The sequence below is a fragment of the Bradyrhizobium sp. SZCCHNRI1009 genome, assembly GCF_032487575.1.
Lineage (GTDB): Bacteria > Pseudomonadota > Alphaproteobacteria > Rhizobiales > Xanthobacteraceae > Bradyrhizobium.
Genome location: NZ_JAUEUL010000032.1, coordinates 1 through 17,023, shown reverse-complemented (window position 1 = coordinate 17,023; position 17,023 = coordinate 1). Strand labels below are relative to the sequence as shown.

Annotated in this window: 12 protein-coding genes and 1 pseudogene; 10 read left to right on the top strand and 3 right to left on the bottom strand. The window is 64.5% G+C overall.

The genetic code is table 11. The features are described 5' to 3' along the window. Positions 1-8 precede the first annotated feature (8 nt). Positions 9-2,111, bottom strand: coding sequence for a TIGR04372 family glycosyltransferase (locus tag QX010_RS30730; RefSeq protein WP_316183377.1), 2,103 nt, complete (start codon positions 2,109-2,111; stop codon positions 9-11). A 495-nt stretch (positions 2,112-2,606) separates the two neighbouring features. Here QX010_RS30730 and QX010_RS30725 point away from each other — a divergent pair, with 495 nt between their 5' ends. Further along, complete coding sequence (locus tag QX010_RS30725; RefSeq protein ID WP_316183376.1) at positions 2,607-4,676, top strand: TIGR04372 family glycosyltransferase; 2,070 nt, start codon at positions 2,607-2,609, stop codon at positions 4,674-4,676. Positions 4,677-4,763: 87 nt separating this feature from the next. Here QX010_RS30725 and QX010_RS30720 read toward each other — a convergent pair whose 3' ends face one another. Together QX010_RS30720 and QX010_RS30715 are read right to left on the bottom strand one after the other, a co-directional pair. Continuing rightward, the gene (locus tag QX010_RS30720; protein WP_316183375.1) at positions 4,764-6,854 is read right to left on the bottom strand and encodes a TIGR04372 family glycosyltransferase; all 2,091 of its coding nucleotides are present in this window, start codon (positions 6,852-6,854) and stop codon (positions 4,764-4,766) included. Between the two features lie 147 nt (positions 6,855-7,001). Further along, positions 7,002-7,271 (bottom strand): hypothetical protein, encoded by a 270-nt coding sequence (locus QX010_RS30715; protein ID WP_315805361.1) that lies wholly within the window; start codon positions 7,269-7,271, stop codon positions 7,002-7,004. A gap of 397 nt (positions 7,272-7,668) precedes the next feature. Between QX010_RS30715 and QX010_RS30710 the strand changes: the two genes are divergently transcribed. The 9 genes and pseudogenes from QX010_RS30710 to QX010_RS30670 form a co-directional block, all read left to right on the top strand. Beyond that, positions 7,669-8,874 carry a class I SAM-dependent methyltransferase gene (locus QX010_RS30710; protein ID WP_316183374.1) on the top strand — a complete coding sequence of 402 codons (1,206 nt, stop codon included), beginning with the start codon at positions 7,669-7,671 and terminating at the stop codon, positions 8,872-8,874. Then, complete coding sequence (locus QX010_RS30705; protein WP_315805281.1) at positions 8,871-9,407, top strand: WbuC family cupin fold metalloprotein; 537 nt, start codon at positions 8,871-8,873, stop codon at positions 9,405-9,407. The genes QX010_RS30710 and QX010_RS30705 overlap by 4 nt, the downstream gene beginning before the upstream one ends. Continuing rightward, entirely contained in the window at positions 9,404-10,144 is a 741-nt protein-coding gene (locus QX010_RS30700) for an SDR family oxidoreductase (protein ID WP_316183373.1), read from the top strand. The genes QX010_RS30705 and QX010_RS30700 overlap by 4 nt, the downstream gene beginning before the upstream one ends. Before the next feature lie 69 nt (positions 10,145-10,213). After that, positions 10,214-11,479 carry a class I SAM-dependent methyltransferase gene (locus QX010_RS30695; RefSeq protein WP_316183372.1) on the top strand — a complete coding sequence of 422 codons (1,266 nt, stop codon included), beginning with the start codon at positions 10,214-10,216 and terminating at the stop codon, positions 11,477-11,479. Between the two features lie 146 nt (positions 11,480-11,625). Beyond that, positions 11,626-12,468 carry an ABC transporter permease gene (locus tag QX010_RS30690; RefSeq protein WP_315805278.1) on the top strand — a complete coding sequence of 281 codons (843 nt, stop codon included), beginning with the start codon at positions 11,626-11,628 and terminating at the stop codon, positions 12,466-12,468. A gap of 33 nt (positions 12,469-12,501) precedes the next feature. Beyond that, positions 12,502-13,251 (top strand): ABC transporter ATP-binding protein, encoded by a 750-nt coding sequence (locus QX010_RS30685; protein WP_316183371.1) that lies wholly within the window; start codon positions 12,502-12,504, stop codon positions 13,249-13,251. 42 nt (positions 13,252-13,293) lie between these two features. Further along, complete coding sequence (locus QX010_RS30680; RefSeq protein WP_316183370.1) at positions 13,294-14,376, top strand: glycosyltransferase family A protein; 1,083 nt, start codon at positions 13,294-13,296, stop codon at positions 14,374-14,376. Next, complete coding sequence (locus QX010_RS30675) at positions 14,373-16,481, top strand: TIGR04372 family glycosyltransferase (protein ID WP_316183369.1); 2,109 nt, start codon at positions 14,373-14,375, stop codon at positions 16,479-16,481. Before QX010_RS30680 ends, QX010_RS30675 begins: the two co-directional genes overlap by 4 nt. Before the next feature lie 270 nt (positions 16,482-16,751). Next, a pseudogene (locus tag QX010_RS30670) lies at positions 16,752-17,023 on the top strand (hypothetical protein); the annotation flags it as partial.

Sequence of the window (17,023 nt, the reverse complement as noted above, 5' to 3'; positions counted from 1 at the left end):
GTTTCGTTTCAGGAGCGATCGAGCAGGGACGCCGCATATTTGTCCAGGAAATAGCGGGACGGCCGCGAATTGCCGAAGAATCCCTGGATGTTCACACATTTTTCCCAGGCATCATCGACCGGGGGAATGACGGGCGGCGCCCCGGACGACAGATCCAGCACCTCCCGGGTGGTCTCCAGGATCTCGTCGGCGGAGCTCTCGCCGACCGTGAGGCCGGCAGCCTTGACCGACTCATAGGTCGGGAACGTCCAGCGCCACGTCTCGGAGGTGACATCGCTCAACGACAGCATGCGCCCCTCGCGCGTATGCACGGGCTTGAGCGAGAAGCGCGTATCCTTCGACCATAACAGGCCGACCGAGCTCAGGGCATTGACCATGGCGGTCGGAATGCCGAAGCTGGTGGCGACATAGGCGAAGCCCGACGTCGTGCCGATGAACATGCGCGCGCGGCGCATCAGGTGGATGTCCATCTCCGCCACCTGATCCTCGCTTCGCGCGTAGTCGATCACGCGCGGCATGTCCGGCAGCGGCGGCGCCTTGCGTCCGCCCATGCGGATCACCCAGCCGCCCTGCTCGGTGACGTAACGAACGGTGTCGAGATAGTTGCCGATCGTGGCACTGCGGATCGACTCGCCGGTGCCGAGAGTCTCGCCGCGCGCCTCGGCGTCGCGCATGTGCAGGCAGACGAACCAATCGCCGGGCGAAAGCCCCCATTTCCGGCGCAGCGACTGGTACAGCAGCTCGGTCCGGTCATCCGCCTGAATGCGCGCGTCATAGATGTCGCGCAACGGAAAACCCCTGCCTTCGCGCTCCCACTGCTGAAGTGCCATCGCGCCGGCATCGTTCCAATACATCGTCCGGCCGTCCTCGAACTGGAAGGCCTGATGCGAGTCGCCGAGGAAAGGCGTCAGGCTGGCAAGCTCGTGCCAGACGCCGACGCTGACGTTCTCGCCCAAGGTGAGTGTCGGACAGATGTCCGAGAACAGCGACAGGAACGGCTTGTTGGCGATCCGATCCTTGTAGGCGAGCAGGACCGGCTGTCCCTTCCACCAGCCCATGCTCCGCATCATCAGGTGCACGTTCAGATGACCATTGTGACCGATCAGCGCGCTCCAATCGGGTGAAAGCAATCTGACATCGCCGAGCTCGACGCCGACCCCGTCCAGCACCCGCTTCAACTCGGCGGACGGCTTCGGAAGCTGACGGCGAAGGCGACGCTGCGTGTCCAGACCGCGGCTGTACACGACAGGGACCTTGTCTCCTTCCCCGTTGTGGTAAGTCCTGAGCAGGAGTTCGCGATAGGCATAGAACAGGTAGATGTCCAGACAGACCGTGCGATCAGGCAGATAGCTTGGAAGGCTTTCCCAGTACTGCCCGGACTCGTCCAGCTTACGAAGGACGCCCGTCGAATCGACGAGACCAAGTTCCTGCATCAGGCGGACGATCACCTCGCGGTCGCGGAAGAAATAAGGAATGAATTGTTCGGCCGAAACGTCCCTCGGCACGTGATCGAACTCGACACGCCCGCGAAAAGCCCGTTCCTCATATTGAAAGTTGCGATGCTCCAACATCATCCGGACGAAGGTCCGCATCGCCGGCGACCCCTCGGCAACATGCTGCCAGTCAAGAAAATGGATCTGCGTCAGCATATCCATCGAGTAGCCGTCACCGACGACGCCCGTTCCTTGCAAGGCGAGCTCGGCGATCGGGCGCTCCCCGTCCCACGTCAACCGGCGAAACAGCGGGAGCGCTTCCTTCCGGTGCCCCGCGAGTAGAAGATAAAATGCAACCTCGCTCGGGTAGCGCTGCCAAACGGAGCTGTTGAAGATCCAGGGCAGGTGCCTGCCCACGAAAGGACCGCAGAAAAAGACGAAGTGGCGGTCCAGGCCCGGATGCTGGAAGAAATGGCGGAATTGTACCGTCAGCAAAAATCTCGCCCTGAAGGGCAGCACCGTGAATGCCAGATTGCGCAGAAAATGCCGGCCCGGGAGCCGCGCGAGAAGGCGCAACAGAGGATAATATCGGCCGAATTTACGTTCCGCGCGAGTCAGGTCGCGGACCGGAGCGCTGCCGACGGGCCCGCCCTCGGTCGAAATGGTGTCGAGCGGCAAACGGCACCTCCGGCGCAACCTCGGAAACAGCCCGCAACGATTACTGTGAAGGCCCGACCCGATCAACCCGAATCGGGCGGAACAGGCCGGCACGCCCTGGTTCAATCGAGCGAAGCACTGCCGCCGGACTTGCCGACACCCCAGGAGCCCTGCCCCGCTCTCGCGAGCCCAACAGCCGCCTGGACGCCCCGTCCGAGAGCTGCCTGCCATCCTTGAGGGCAGCGGTCCGTTCAAGTCTCCTCCCCTGACAGGCCGCGAACGCTTGGACTGGCGGCCGACCGACTCGCGCTCTATGCTCCTGCCACGCCTGGGCGCAATCCCTGTCTGGTCTGGAACGCTGGCAGGCCCGTTTCAATGCCGGACAGTCGGGCCGCAGAAGTGCTGCGCCGGTGAAATCTTCGATATCGTCATGGGGCCTTGGAAATGCTCTTCGAGTCCGTCCACTCAAATCCAGCCGGGCATTCCGCGCCACGTCAACGCAGTCTGGTACAATCGTTGAAGTCGAACCTCGCCGGCCGCGCCGCGAGGGCGATCGGCTGGTTTCTGAATGCAGCCGGGCAGGAACGGGCGGAATCGTTGAAAGACCTGATCTTCGCCCTGTTGACCTTCAAACAGGCCTTCATGGTGGCGCTCGTCTTTCACCGCTATGCACACCGGAACGAGTTTGACCGGCAATTTCGCTATTTCTGCGGTCCCGACATCGAAAAGGAGATGCAATGGGTGCTGACCCGCGGCCACTCGGGTCAGTACTGCAACGAGCTGATCCTGTTCCTTCTCATGTGCGAGAAGGAGAAGCGCGTTCTGGAGCTGTTTCCCAAAATCGACTGGGAGCGGGTCGATGACGAGTTCATGGAGGCGCTCGGCAAGCTGACGAAAAAGCTGACGTCCGGCTACTTCATGGAGCTGCTGGCGCAGGCCCACACCATCAATTGGACCGCGCTTCGCCCGCAGGACCTGCGCCGGTTTGCCGAGCTGATCAAGATCATGCTGGAGCACCGGAACTTCCGCTTCGAGCAGACGTCCTTCGAAGGACGGCAATACGATGCGCGCAGGGATGGCGAACCCGAGCTGTTCGAAGCCCCGCTCGACCGCTACGTTCCCGACTTCTTCTGCGACAAGGAGCTGATCGAGACCCTCGTCACTCAGCTCGGTCTCCCGCGGCACGACGATATCCTCGTCGCACGCGAGGAGCGCGGCCAATACTGGGAGCGCTTCCCCGCCGACCATCCGCAGCGCAAGGTGCTGTCGGAGATCAACCTGTTCTACGCCTATCGCCACCTCCTGCTGACGACATATCACAGCGGCGAGGGCTTCCATGTCCCGCAGGTCTACACCAAGCTGACGGAGACACAGAAGCGGTTGCGCCGTCATCTTCCCGCGCCCAGCGCCGAGCTCAAGGCCCTTCTCAAGAAGCTCGACACGGATCTGTCGGACGTCAGGCTGCTTTCTCCGGACTGGAGCGCGTTGATCGGCCATAACGGCCATCTCAACGTTCATCTGATGATGCGCGAAATGGGGTGGTGGCAGGGCCAGCCGGTGCTCCTGGCCTACAAGGACCGGATCGCCAACAAGCCGTTCCTGTCGCTGTTCTCCGAGATCTGTCCGACGCTCACCCTGGGCGAGAACGTCACCGCCGGAGTCTGGCACGAACTCGCCAGCCTCACCCCGTTCATTGGCGACTCCCACCAGGCCTTCCGCTTCGAGGACGGACGTGCGGTGTACTGGAACGATGCGGGCTCACTCGCGCTCAAGCAGTGGGAAAGCCGGCAGCGAAGCTTTCCGCTGCGCGACATCTACGACCGCCGCCTGCTTGCCGACAACCGCGTCGAGCAGACGTACCAGGACTACCGGCGCAGGTGGGGGATGGCGGACGGCGACTGGTTCGTCTGCCTGCACGTGCGGGATGCCCAGACCCGGAATGATACCGAAGGCGTCGGCGAATCCATCCGCAACGCGTCGCTCGCGAGCTATCTCGATGCGGTCCGCCACATCACCGAATGCGGCGGATGGGTTGTCCGGATGGGCGGTCGCAAAGTGCCGCCGTTCCCGCAAATGGAACGCGTGGTGGACTACGCCCGCAGCGACGATGCATTTCCGGAGATGGACATTCACTTGATGCGCCGTGCGCGCATGTTCATCGGCACGACCTCCGGCTTCGCCTATGTGGCAAGCAGCTTCGGCATCCCGACTGCGATGGTAAATGCATTGAGTTCGATCGGCCTGCTGTGGTCGACGGACACCCGCTTTGCGCTCAAGCCGGTGCACAGGGCGGACGGCCAGATGCTTTCGCTGAGCGAATGGACCTCGGAGGAGTATCGCTGGGCTTACCCGACCCATGAATCCATGGCGCGTGCCAAACTCGTCGTGAGCGAGAGCAGCTCGGACGAAATCCTGGAAACCGTGCGCGAGGTGCTCGAAATCTCCGATCCCCGGCGGAAAGGACCCGCCCCCGGCGTGGACGGCAAATGGGAGCGTCACGTCCAGGTGCCGGGCTTCTTCGGCAGTTCGCGGCCGAGCAAATATTTCCTCGAGAAATACGCTCAAGACCTGCTGAGAGAACCGTGAGGACAGCGCGATGCATCAAGCGATGCCGCCCGGACCAGGCGCGCACCTGACGACGCAGGCCGCGAACAGTTGGGCCGCGCTGCCAGACTAACGTTGTCGCGCCACAGCGACCTCGGGAAGGCTCCTCGCCGCCGGGGCCGCTCCAGGCACCAGGAATGCGCTTTCGTACTTCGCGAGATAGTGGGCACTGATCGTGCCGCCGCCGTAATAGTGAGGCAGCACAAGCTGCTCCCTCCAGAGCGACAGAAGTTGCTGCGAGGCGGTGTTGGCCGCACGTCCGCAAGCGAGATCGACGACCTCTTCGACGACCGCGAGAATTTCGTCTGACGTGTTGTTCGACGGCTGCGCTCCGTTGCGGCTGAGAACGCAGGCGTCGAACAGGCGCCAGCGCCAGGGGGACGAGGTGAGCTGCGTCTGGGTCAGCATCCTGCCGTCGGCGAGACGCACCGGCTTCAGCGCAAACCGGACAGCGCTGTTCCACAATTGCGGATCCGTGGTGATGCAGTTCACGAGAGCGCACGGAATGCCGAAGCTGATCGCGACATTCGTCAACCCTGACGTCGTGCCGATGAAGGTTCTGGCATTCCGGATGAGGCAGATATCCATCAGTTCGGATCTGAACTTGCTCTGCGCATAATCGATTGCACGGTCGAGCGGTGGAAGTCCGGGTGAATTCGGGCCACCGAGCTTGATCACCCAGCCTCCCCTGCGGGTGATCGCGTGGATGGCATCGAGGTAGGTCTCGATCGGCGCATTGCGATGGGTCTGGCCGGTCCCGTCGACCTCGGAATAGTGAGAACCGTCGCGGGTGTGCAGGCACACGTACCAGTCGTCCGGCTTCATGCCCCAGGATTCGCGCATCCGCCGATAGTCGTCCTGCACCTTCGGCGCCGCCTCATAGATCCGGTCATACTGGTCGCGCAAGGGATGCCCGCGGCCATCCCGCTCCCACTGCAGCATGGCAAGCGCCCCGGCTTCCTGCCACGGCACGACGTCACCGTTCGGCAGCCGAAACACATTGAAGTTCATGCCGTACCAGCGCTGCAGCGACAGCAGCTCTTCGCCGAGCGCGTGAGAGACGGTCTCGCCGATCACGACGATATCGGCGAACCTTTCGAACAGCCGAAGAAACGCCTTGTTGGCCACGCAATTCGGTCGGACGACGATCAGCGGTCTTCCCGACCACCACCCCAGGTCGCGCATTCGGAACAGGATGTCCAGCATGCCGAGGTGACCAATCTGGGTCGTCCATTCCTCGGGAAGGACCCGCAATTGCTCCAGGGGAATTCCCAACCTGCGCAACAGGTGGCTGGCCTCCGCCGATATGGCCGGCGCCGCCCTGCCGAGCAGCTCCGACTGCGCCGCGAGCGCTCTCGTGAACAGACCGATGCCGATGTCGCCAGAGCCGACATGAGTCACGCGCTGGCCGGTGAAGTTGCAGAGATCGAACAGCCTGCCCGCGGCGCCGCAGGCGAAATCAAGAGGGTTGGGATGATAGTTCCGCGCCGGCCGCGACGCCATGTTCTGGTGAGGACGCATGTAGTCGGGAATACCACGGCATGCCTCCGACATGCATTCGACCGCGCGGGCCTCGTTGCCGACCATGATCTCGAGCATGCTCTTGAGAAAGGTGAGATGTATCTCCGATTCCGACCTTGCCCTCAGATCCAGCTGCGAGGCCAGCCGATAGGCCTTGTCGAACTCCCCGAGCTCGAAGAGCGCGCGAACCATCATGTGCGCCAGTTCCGGCGAGCGGGCTGCGAGCTGATGCTGGAGGACCAGATCATAGGCTTCCCAATCGGCCCCGATCCGAAGCAGCAGTTCCGCTGACAGCATCGGAAAGCTCCGTCTGAGCAATCCCGAAAACCGCAGGTCAGGGTCCTTCGCCAGCAGAGACGCGCAGTGGGCCTGATAGGCCCTTTGCAGCAGGCGGCGGTCGCGAAGTTCTCCGATCTCGAAGAAGGCGAGGATCAGGAACGCCAGCCGCGGCGGCAGCAGGCTCAGCAGCCTGGCAGTGCCGACAATCAGGATGCGCGCCCATCGCTGCGGCGCCAGCAGAGACCGCTCTCTCCAACGCGCCGTTTCGGCCGGCAGAGTCTCCAGTGCGTCAAACAGCTCAAGGAGTCCGCGTCTGCGCACAGGGCTCTGCAGAACTAGCGGCTCCTTGAAGCGCTGCATCGGCTACCCCAACTCCATCTCCGGCTCACGGCCAGCCCCCGTTCTCGAACATCCAGACCGCCCTGCGGCAGACCAGGAGAAGGCTATGCCGATTGTCGCCTGTCTCGAATTGGCTTCAGCAATACACGCCGCATGCCGATCGGGCTGTCAAGCCAACCCACGACCAATGAGTATGATGATCCCATGAACCCACTCGGCGATCGGCAGCAGCCCTGCCCTGTCGACAATCAGCAGAATTGTCGACCACAGAGCCAGCCGCTCGAGCGCGAGCCGGCCGATTCCCAGCGAGATGAATACGAAAGCCACAAATCCCGCAAGCAAGGCGTTGAGGAACCCTGCGCCGACCGCAAGAAGAACACAGAAGAGGACCGTGCTCACGCAGACGGTGCGCAAGATCGATCTTAAAACGAGAACCATATCCTTCACGCAGGCGCCCCCTCTTACCAACGTTAGATCTCATATGGCCGAACAATAGCAGCCAAAGCCCCTGATCATCGTCTGTAGCATCTCCGCTGGAAGACTGCCCAGTCGCGCAATCCCCGTTGCGGCAGAACAAAAATCTGCTGACGTTCTTGACACTGATTCGCCCGTTGAACCGACAGGGAGATGCGAGCGCTCAAAGAACAACAGCAGCGCGAAACATCACAATGGACGCGAGTTCCAGGGTCCGTGCCGGACGAACATTTTACGTTGTCATGTTCCCGATTACACTGCTATTGAGGTTGCCTCCAGATGGCAACATCCATAGCGGCCGGCGCGCTGGACACAGCGGCGAGCCCGAGCGTGCCCATTGATCGAGCGATCCAGCCGAGCCATGTCCACCGGACCACTATCCGGCTGCCGATTGTGCGGTCAGCCGATCTCCACGCAGGCGCTCCCGCTTGGTGAGCTCCCGGTCTGCAACCGGTTCGCGCGCGAGACCCGTGTCCAGCTTCGGGTAACCCTCGACGTCGTCGTGTGCGACACTTGTCAGCTCGTCCAGCTCCGCGAGCTTCCACCGGCCGAGGCGCTTGTTCCCGAGGTGCCATGGATCCGCTACCGGGAGCCGGAAGGCCATCTCGACGCCCTGGTCGGAGAGCTGCTGTCGTTGAAGCCGCGGGCCGGCACCGCCCTCGGCACCGGTCCGTTCGAGGGTCCTCTGCTGGGCAGGTTGCAGGCCCGCGGGCTCACCGCGAGCGCCCTCGCGCTTGGCGTCGCCAGCGCTCCGGGGCGCTATCCTTATCTGGAAACCTGGCAGGCCAGCCTCCACGCCGAACGGCTGGCCGCCGAAGCGGCGCAACTTGGCACGTTCGATATTGTATCGTGCCGCTACATCCTCGAGCACACGCCGGAGCCCGTGCAGGCGCTGCAAGCGCTCAAGGTTCTGCTTTCTCCCGATGGCCTGCTGCTGATCGAGGTCCCCGACAGCAGCAAGTTCCTCGCGGCGCGCGACTACTGCTTCCTGTGGGAGGAGCACAGCTGCTATTTCGTCGAGGACACGCTGCGGCGTCTCGCTGAAGTGAGCGGCTATCGCGTTCTGACCCTGCTTCGCTATCCGGGCGCCCTGGAAGATGCCCTGGTCGCCGTCCTCACCCCGGCCGATATTCCCGCCCCTCCGGTGGATCCCCGCGGACCTTCCAGCCTGTTCCAGGCCTATCGTGACAATTTCGCCCCCGCCCGCGCGCGACTGCGCAGCAGGCTGACGGCCCTGGCCGGTCCCGACCGCGATCGGATCGCGCTGTTCGGCATCGGCCATCACGCCATCATGTTCGTCAACGCCTTCGGCCTGGCCGACCTGATCGCGGTGGCCGTCGACGATGATGCCGACAAGGCCGGGTTTTTCCCGCCCGGCTTCCGTACACCTGTGGTAGGCTCCGAGCGGCTGCTCGACGACGAACGGATCAGGCTGTGCCTGTTTGCGATCGCGCCGCATATCGAGGCCAAGGTGCGTGAAAAGCTTGCGCCGCTCGCTGCCAGGGGCGTGGAATTCCGCTCGATCTACGCCGCGCTCGACAATTCGATCATGAGGGATCACGCATGACGCTCGTCCAGAAATCCCCCGAGGTCTTCCTGGCCGAGGGCCCCATTTCATCGGTGGGCGCTGCCGAGATCAACACCCTGAAAGCCGCGGTGAAGGCCAGCCCGAAGCGGCGGGCCCGCATCAACGCCCATCCGGACGGCGATGACAGCCTGCATGAAATGATCATCGCGATCGATTCCAGCTCCTACATCCGTCCGCACAAGCACCCGGGCAAGAGCGAGGCCTTCCACATCATCGAGGGCGAGGTCGATATCGTGGTGTTCGACGACGACGGCCAGATCGAGCGTGTCGTCGAATTGGGGCCGCCGGGCGGTGCGCGGCCGTTCTACTACCGGATGTCGAACGCGTTCTTCCACACCCTGATCATCCGCAGCGACCTCCTGATCGTGCACGAGATCACCAACGGCCCGTTCCGCCCCGGCGCCAGCGTGTTCGCCGACTTCGCGCCCGAGGACAGCGACACCGCCAAGGCCGCAGCCTACCAGGCTGATCTCGTCCGGCGTGTCGCCGCACGGCAGGGCGTCGCGGCATGACCGATCATGCCGTCGTGGTCGGCGGCACCCGCGGCCTCGGCCGCGTGGTCGTCGAACGCTTCCTGGCGCGCGGCTGCGCCGTCAGCGTCGTGTCGCGGCAGCGCCCGGCCGATTTTCCCGATCAGCCCGGCCTGAAGCATTTTTCCGCCGATCTCGAGCGCAGCGAGAGCTTTGCCGGGCTCTGGCGCGAGATCGCCGAGGCCTCCGGCCCGGTCCGCTACCTCGTCCTGAGCCAGCGCTTTCGCGGCCAGGGCGATCCCTGGGCCGGCGAGATCCAGGTCGGCCTGACCGCCTCGCGCGACCTGATCGAGGGCTTTTCCGGCCATTTCGCTGGCGATGGCGACCGCGCCATCGGCGTGGTCAGCTCGGTCTACGCCGAATTCGTCGGCTCCTCGCAGCCGGTCGGCTACCATGCCGTGAAGGGCGGCCTCAATGCGATGGTCCGGCATTACGCCGCAACGCTCGGCCGGCGCGGCATCCGCGTGAACGCGATCATGCCGCTGACCTACCTGAAGCGCGAATCGCGCATCTTCTATGAACAGAACGAGAAGCTGATGGAGACCTACCGGAAGCTGGTCCCGCTGGGCCGGCTCGGGACGGCCGAGGAATGCGCCGACGCCCTCGACTTCCTCTGCAGCCCGCGCGCGTCGTTCATCAACGGGCAGAGCCTGTTCCTGGATGGCGGAGTGTCCACAGTCTGGCAAGAAGAGGTCGCCAAGAGCTTCGCCGGCCTGTAAAACCCGCCGCAAATTCCTCTTCGGCCGACCATCCCGCCTGCGGGATCGCCAACCCAGGATCGACACCTCATGCAGCACGTCAAGCACAAGACCGATTGCCGCCTGTGCGGCTCGACCTCGCTCGATCACGTGCTGCCGATCAGGCCTTCGGCGATCGGCGACGCATTCGTGACGGCCGACCGGCTGAGCGAGAAGCAGGATCTCTACCCGCTCGACTGCTATCTCTGCCTCGACTGCGGCCATCTGCAGAATCTCGACGTCGTCGATCCCGACATCCTGTTTCGCGACTACACCTATCGCACCTCGGTCTCGCTCGGCCTCGTCGAGCACTTCAAGCGCTATGCGCAATCGGTGGTGTCCTCGCTCGGCATCCCCAAGGGCAGTCTGGTCGCCGAGATGGGCAGCAACGACGGCTCGCTGCTCAAGGCATTCAAGAACGAGGGCATGCGCGTGCAGGGCATCGACCCAGCCCGCGACATCGCGGCGACCGCCACCAAGGAAGGCGTGCCGACGATCCCGGATTTCTTCACCAGCGCGCTGGCGGCCCGCATCAAGGCTGAACAGGGCGAGGCCAAGCTGTTCTGCGCCAACAACGTGTTCGCGCATATCGACAACATGTCCGACGTCGTGAAGGGCATCCGTCTGCTGCTCGCCGACGACGGCGCCTTTGTGTTCGAGGTCTCCTACATCGTCGACATGATCGACAACATGGTGTTCGACACGATCTACCATGAGCACGTCTCGCATCACGCGCTGATCCCGCTCGAGACCTTCCTGAACCGGCACGACATGACGCTGTTCCACGTCGAACGCACCGGCACCAAGGGCGGCTCGATCCGAGCTTTTGCGCAGCCGAAATCGACCGGCAAGCGGCCGCGCTCGGCGGAGCTGTCGAAACTGATCGCCGAGGAGGAGCGGCGCGGGGTGACCAAGCCGCAGATCTACCGCGACTGGTTCGTCGCCATCGAAAACTGCAAGCGCCGGGTGCTCGCCACGCTCGACCAGGCCATCGCCGCGGGCAAGCTGGTCGCGGCCTACGGCGCCTCGACCACCACCACCACCCTGCTCTACCATTTCGAGCTGGAGGGCCGGATCAAGTTCATCGTCGACGACAACCAGCTCAAGCACGGCCGCTTCAGCCCGGGCGCCCACATCCCTGTGCTGCCGTCCAGCGAGCTCGCGACGCGCAAGCCCGACATCGTCGTGATTCTCGCCTGGATCTATGCGGAGCCGATCCTGAAGCGCAACCAGGCTTACCTGGACGCCGGCGGCCGATTCCTGGTGCCGCTGCCGGAGCCGCGGATCGTCGACGCCTCGGGCTCGGTCGCGATCTGAGCCTGCGGCGGCCGCCTGAGCTGACCGGTTGACAGTGCCCGCGTAACATGGTCCAGCAAGCCCCGGCGATTGGCCGCCGGCGTGACGGGCGTCCAACCGCTTTCAGCTGGTAAGCCAAATACTTACGGCTCTCGCGAGGTAGAAGGATGACCACCCTGACCGATGGACAGGTCGAGCGGTTCGTGGTTGCGGATCGGCGTCGCATCTCCTGGGCGCGCTGCCGCGAGGACATCGCGCCGTTCATCACCCGTCACGTCACCTGGCGCGCACTCGCTGCCGGTGACATCCGATCGAAATACCGCCGCACCATGCTAGGTCCGTGGTGGATCACGGCCACCAACGCGATCACCGCCCTGATCATGGGTACGGTGGCCGGCCGTTTCCTCGGCGCCGACATGAAGACCTACCTGCCCCACTTCATGGTCAGCATGACCATCTGGAGCTTCATCTCGTCCTCGCTCAGCGAAGCCTGCTACACGATGATCAATGCCGGCGGCATGATCAAAGCCGTCGACATGCCGATCCTGATCCATGTCATGCGCATGGTTCAGCGCAACCTGATCATCTTCCTGCACAACATCGCGGTAATCCCGTTCATCTGGCTCGTCTATCCATGGTCGGTCGGATTCGGAATGGTGCTCGCCATCCTCGGCCTGATGATCGTCTACGTCTTCGTCGTCAGCGCCTCGGTGATCGTCTCGATGATCTGCGTGCGCTATCGCGACGTGCCGCCCGTCATGGCGGCGGTGCTGCAGCTCCTGTTCTTCATCTCTCCGATCATCTGGGAGCCGTCGAGCATTCGCGGCGGCGAGTTGATCGTCACGCTCAATCCGATCGCCTATCTGCTGGCGGTCACGCGTGGTCCGCTGATGGGCGACGTTCCCGGCCTTGCGACCTGGGCCGGTGCCATTGGATCGGTCGCGGTCCTGACCGCGGCCATGATCTATATCTACACGCGCTATCGGTCGCGCGTCGTGTATTGGGCCTGACATCATGGCCGGAGACCTCTGGATCCGCCTCGAATGACTCTCATTGAAGCCAAGCAAATCGGTATCGAATTTCCCGTCGCACCGCCGAACGCACGATCATTCCGGCATCTGGCGATCAAGGCGGCCTCACGCGTCGGCGGCCGGGTCTCGAAGAGCGACGGCTCGTTCCAGTTCGTCCAGGCGCTCGATGACATCAGCTTCACCCTGAAGCAGGGCGACCGGCTCGGCCTGGTCGGCCACAACGGCGCCGGCAAGACCACGCTGATTCGCGTGCTCGCCGGCATCTACGAGCCGACGAGCGGCTCGCTGCGGACCGTAGGGCGGAACGTTCCGATGTTCGACATCGGTCTCGGCATGGACGAAGAGGCGTCGGGCTACGAGAACATCCGCACCCGCGGCCTCATCCTCGGGCTCTCGCCCGAGGAGATCGAGCAGCGCGTGCCGGAGATCGCCGAATTCGCCGAGCTCGGCGACTATCTTGAGCTGCCGATCCGGACCTATTCCTCCGGCATGCTGCTGCGCCTGGTGTTCTCGATCGCAGCCTCGATTCACGGCGACATCATCCTGATGGACGAGTGGATCGCGGTCGGTGACGCGCAGTTCCGCAAGAAGACCCACGGCCGGCTGCAGGACATCACGAACCGCTCGGGAATCGTCGTGCTCGCCTCGCATGATCACGGCCTGCTGCGCGACACCTGCAATCTCGGGCTCTATCTCGATGGCGGCCGCGTGCGCGCCTTCGGCGCGCTGGACGACGTTCTGAAAGAGCTGCCCAAGGTTTGAGCGGCCGGGCTCGACAGCATGCGGCAGGAAGCGCGCTGAACCATGACCACGTCGACCGCCCGCGCCGCCTCCCCGACCGTCACGCTGGTCGTCCCGAACTTCAACCACGCCCACTACCTGCCCGAGTCGCTCGGCAGCATCGCGAACCAAACCCGCCCCCCAGACCGCGTCGTCATCATTGACGACTGCTCGACGGATGACAGCATCGCGGTCATTTCACGCTTCGTGGCGGACCGTCCGAGCTGGCGACTGATCCGCCATGAGACCAACCAGGGCGTCGTGCGCGGTCAGAACGAGGCGCTGGCGATCGTGGACACCGAATGGATCGGCTTTCTCGGGGCCGACGACGCGCTGCATCCGACCTATCTCGAAAAGGCGATGGTACAGGCCACCAGCCATCCCGAAGCCGGCCTGGTCTTCGCTTGCTGCGAGATCATCGGTCCTCAGGGGCCGTCCGCAAGACGGATGCTGCGGCCGGCAATGCTGCCCGCGTCGACCTCGGCGATGCTGGCGCCGGCCGACATTCGCGAGGCGCTGCGCTTTGGCGACAACTACTTCTCGGGGACCACATCGCTGTATCGCCGCACGGCCTTGCAGGCGCTCGGCGGCTTCGACGTCCAGCTCGGCTCGTTCTCCGATGCCTTTCTCGCCCGGCGGCTGGCCTTGACCTATGGCTGCTGCTTCATCGCCGAGGCGCTCGGCTACTGGCGCATCCACGGCCAGAACTATTCGACGGCGACGGCGACCGATCCGGCTTCGCTCAACGCCAAGCTCGCGGACATCGGCGCGCTGATTGCGCAGAGCAAGTTGTTCCCCGAAGGCTATGGCGATCTCTTCACCCGGCGCAACCGCTTCGGCGCGGCGCGGATGGTGCTCGGCGGTGAAACGATGCCGTCGGCCAAGGCTGCGCGCGTCAAGGCTGCGCGCGTATCCGCCTTGCTGGATGGCAACGCGCTCGACACGCACCTGCTTCGGGTGATGCTGAGCTTCGGGGCCGTCGGCCGCCTGGCCGCGCTGGCTTGGGTCACGCTCCGGACGCGGCCGATGTCGCTGACGCGCCTGCTTGCCCAGACCGCCGCCCGGCGCGCGATCTTGTCCGCTACCCCTGGCTATCGCGCGCCATGACGGCCCGCGCCCCCTTCGGCTCTCTCCGTCGCCGCCTCGGCGCCAAGGCTGTTCCTGCGCCGACTCGCGCCGTGCCGGCCGAGCAACCGTCGCCGCAGACGCCGCGAGGCCGCTGGTCGCCGCGGACGTGGCTGACGGCATCCGCGTTTCGCCTCTATGCGTTCCTGAGTGCGCGGCGCCGGCAATTGCTGCCGCTGACCACCCGCGCCGCGAACATCGTCGACAGCAGGCTCATCGTCGCGCCGGCCGGTGCGACGCTGCTCCGGCTGATGGACCGGCAATTGGCAAAGGGATCGCGGCTCGGCCGTTTGCTGGCGCTGACGGCCTCGACCACGCTGGCCGCGGCAGCGCAGGTTCATCTCGCTGCCAGCCGCAAGCCGAGCGCGTTGCGTGCGGTGCGGATCTTGAACCTGGTCTTCCGCAGCAATGTGCGCGCGAGAGCCGGTGTGGGCGCGCAGGCCTATTTCACCGCCATGGCGCTATGCAGCGCCTATGACCGGATCGTGCGCGAGGTGCCGCGGCCGGAGACGATCGACAGCTTCGCGATCAATTTCGCGGTCGGCGTCGCCCACATGTATCGCGGCAATCTTCCAGTCGCGGCGCATTTCCTGACGGCGGCTGCGGCCTCGGGCGACGGCAACGCGCTGCGCAAGCTCGGCGCCGCCCATGCCCTGGCCGGCGACCACGTCCAGGCCGCCGCGTGCTTCAAGGCGTCGGTCGCGCGCGATCCCCGCTCGGTGATGGCGCACCAGAACTATGCCGGCGGCTACGATCCATCGACCTATACGCCGAGCGCCTGGGAGCTGGAGCATGCCGGCGAGTTGCTGATCTACGACAATCTGATCCAGCTCGGCGAGAACTTCTATCACCAGGGCCGCTACGACGACACGTTCCGCAGCTATCAGGCCGCGCTCGACCACCAGGATTCCTTGGCGGCCAAATGGTCGATTCCCGACGCGCTGATCGCGCGCATTGCCGGCGTCAGCAGCATCTTCGATCCCGCGCTCCCGGTTCGGCTGCTCGGCTACGAATGGGTGACGCTGATCGGCCACGTCGGCTTCATCGACTGCCATTTGCGCATGGCCGCGCTCGGCATGCTGCCGCGCGCCAACTACGTGCTGCTTGCCCCGGCAAGCAAGGTTGTCAACCAGCCATTCCTCAGGCTGTTCGATCAGCATGTCACGATCATCGAAGACCCCGCTCTCGTCGACGATCTGCTGCCCTATCAGCGGCTGGTCGGCGACCAGTTCATCGCCGTCCGGGGCAAGGACGGCATCGCCGAGCCGTGGGCTCACGCAGCGTCGCGCGCGCAGGTCGCCTGGGCCGAACAGCAGCGGCTGCCGATCGTGAAGGTCCCGTCGGAGCTGATGCAAACCGCAACGGCCAGGCTGCGTGCCGCCGGTGTCACCGCCGACTGGTTCGTCGCGATGCACATCCGCGAGGGCGGCTATCACGGCGATGGACCCGGCACCACGCGCCAGCATCGCTCCGCCAATGTCGGCGACTACCTCGACGCCATCGCCGCGATCACCGCACGCGGCGGCGCCGTGGTCAGGCTCGGCGATCGCAGCATGACGCCGCTGCGCGGCATGGCAGGCGTCTTCGACTACGCCCACAGCGACATCAAATCGGCGGAGATGGACCTCTATCTTTGCGCCGCCGCTCGCCTGTTCGTCGGCACGACATCGGGCCTGACCACGGCCGTGCAGGCGCTGGGAACGCCGATGCTGCTCGTCAACTGCATCTCCAACGACTGCCAGTTCTGGCATGAGCGCACCGACTTCACCGTGCGACCGGTGTATGACCGGCGCGCGCGGCGCTACCTCTCGCTGCGCGAGACCTATCGGCAGCCGCTGCAGGCGCTGCTGATCGACACCGCCGTGCTGGCCCGTCACGGGCTCGAAATCCACCCCAATACCGCGCAGGACATCACCGCAGCCGTCCGCTACAAGCTCGATTGCCTCGATGGAACGGGCCGGGCGCTGCGTGAAGGCGGGCCGCAACTCGATCGCTATCGCGCCGCGCTCGGCGACAATCCCTATAATTTTGGTGCTGCGCTACCGGTCCCCGCGTTTCTGGACCGCCTGCCCGAGCTGCTGGACTGAACGCGTAAGCGAACCTCGGTTCGGTGAACGCCCGCGACAACCGTCGCCGGTCGTTTTCCGGCGCTTCGGAACGCCCATTAACCTCCGAGCAAGATCGTTGCCCTGTAACTTGGGACGGTCACGATTCGACTCGGCAGCGTGTCGATACGGTCGAGCCATGCGCCCCTCACGCGACGAGCCGGAACTGAGGCAATGCCTGGAGCATCCAACTTACAGTCGGTCACGACTTCACCTCCATACGACGCGGGGGTACCCCCGCCGTCGAATCCCGTGGAGCTGCCCGACGAGGCGGTCGAGGCGCAGCTTGCGCAGGGCGACTTCGGCGGGATTGGCGCGGTCACCGCGGTGAGCGCCGGCGGACTGACGATCAATCTGCTGTTCGACACGGCGGCGATGAATGCACCGGCGAGCTTTCGCGCCGGCATTCAGCAGGCCGCCGCGATCCTCACCTCGATGATCTCGGACCGCATCACCGTCAACATCAAGATCGACTATAGCGGCGTCGGCGGCGGCGCGGCAGCCGGTCCTGACGGCGGCCAGTG

Excerpts from the sequence above, each read along its gene's own strand:
- QX010_RS30720 (WP_316183375.1), bottom strand. The coding sequence starts at position 6,854 with ATGCAGCGCTTCAAGGAGCCGCTAGTTCTGCAGAGCCCTGTGCGCAGA.
- QX010_RS30715 (WP_315805361.1), bottom strand. The coding sequence starts at position 7,271 with ATGGTTCTCGTTTTAAGATCGATCTTGCGCACCGTCTGCGTGAGCACG.
- QX010_RS30710 (WP_316183374.1), top strand. The coding sequence starts at position 7,669 with ATGTCCACCGGACCACTATCCGGCTGCCGATTGTGCGGTCAGCCGATC.
- QX010_RS30705 (WP_315805281.1), top strand. The coding sequence starts at position 8,871 with ATGACGCTCGTCCAGAAATCCCCCGAGGTCTTCCTGGCCGAGGGCCCC.
- QX010_RS30700 (WP_316183373.1), top strand. The coding sequence starts at position 9,404 with ATGACCGATCATGCCGTCGTGGTCGGCGGCACCCGCGGCCTCGGCCGC.
- QX010_RS30695 (WP_316183372.1), top strand. The coding sequence starts at position 10,214 with ATGCAGCACGTCAAGCACAAGACCGATTGCCGCCTGTGCGGCTCGACC.
- QX010_RS30690 (WP_315805278.1), top strand. The coding sequence starts at position 11,626 with ATGACCACCCTGACCGATGGACAGGTCGAGCGGTTCGTGGTTGCGGAT.
- QX010_RS30685 (WP_316183371.1), top strand. The coding sequence starts at position 12,502 with ATGACTCTCATTGAAGCCAAGCAAATCGGTATCGAATTTCCCGTCGCA.
- QX010_RS30680 (WP_316183370.1), top strand. The coding sequence starts at position 13,294 with ATGACCACGTCGACCGCCCGCGCCGCCTCCCCGACCGTCACGCTGGTC.
- QX010_RS30675 (WP_316183369.1), top strand. The coding sequence starts at position 14,373 with ATGACGGCCCGCGCCCCCTTCGGCTCTCTCCGTCGCCGCCTCGGCGCC.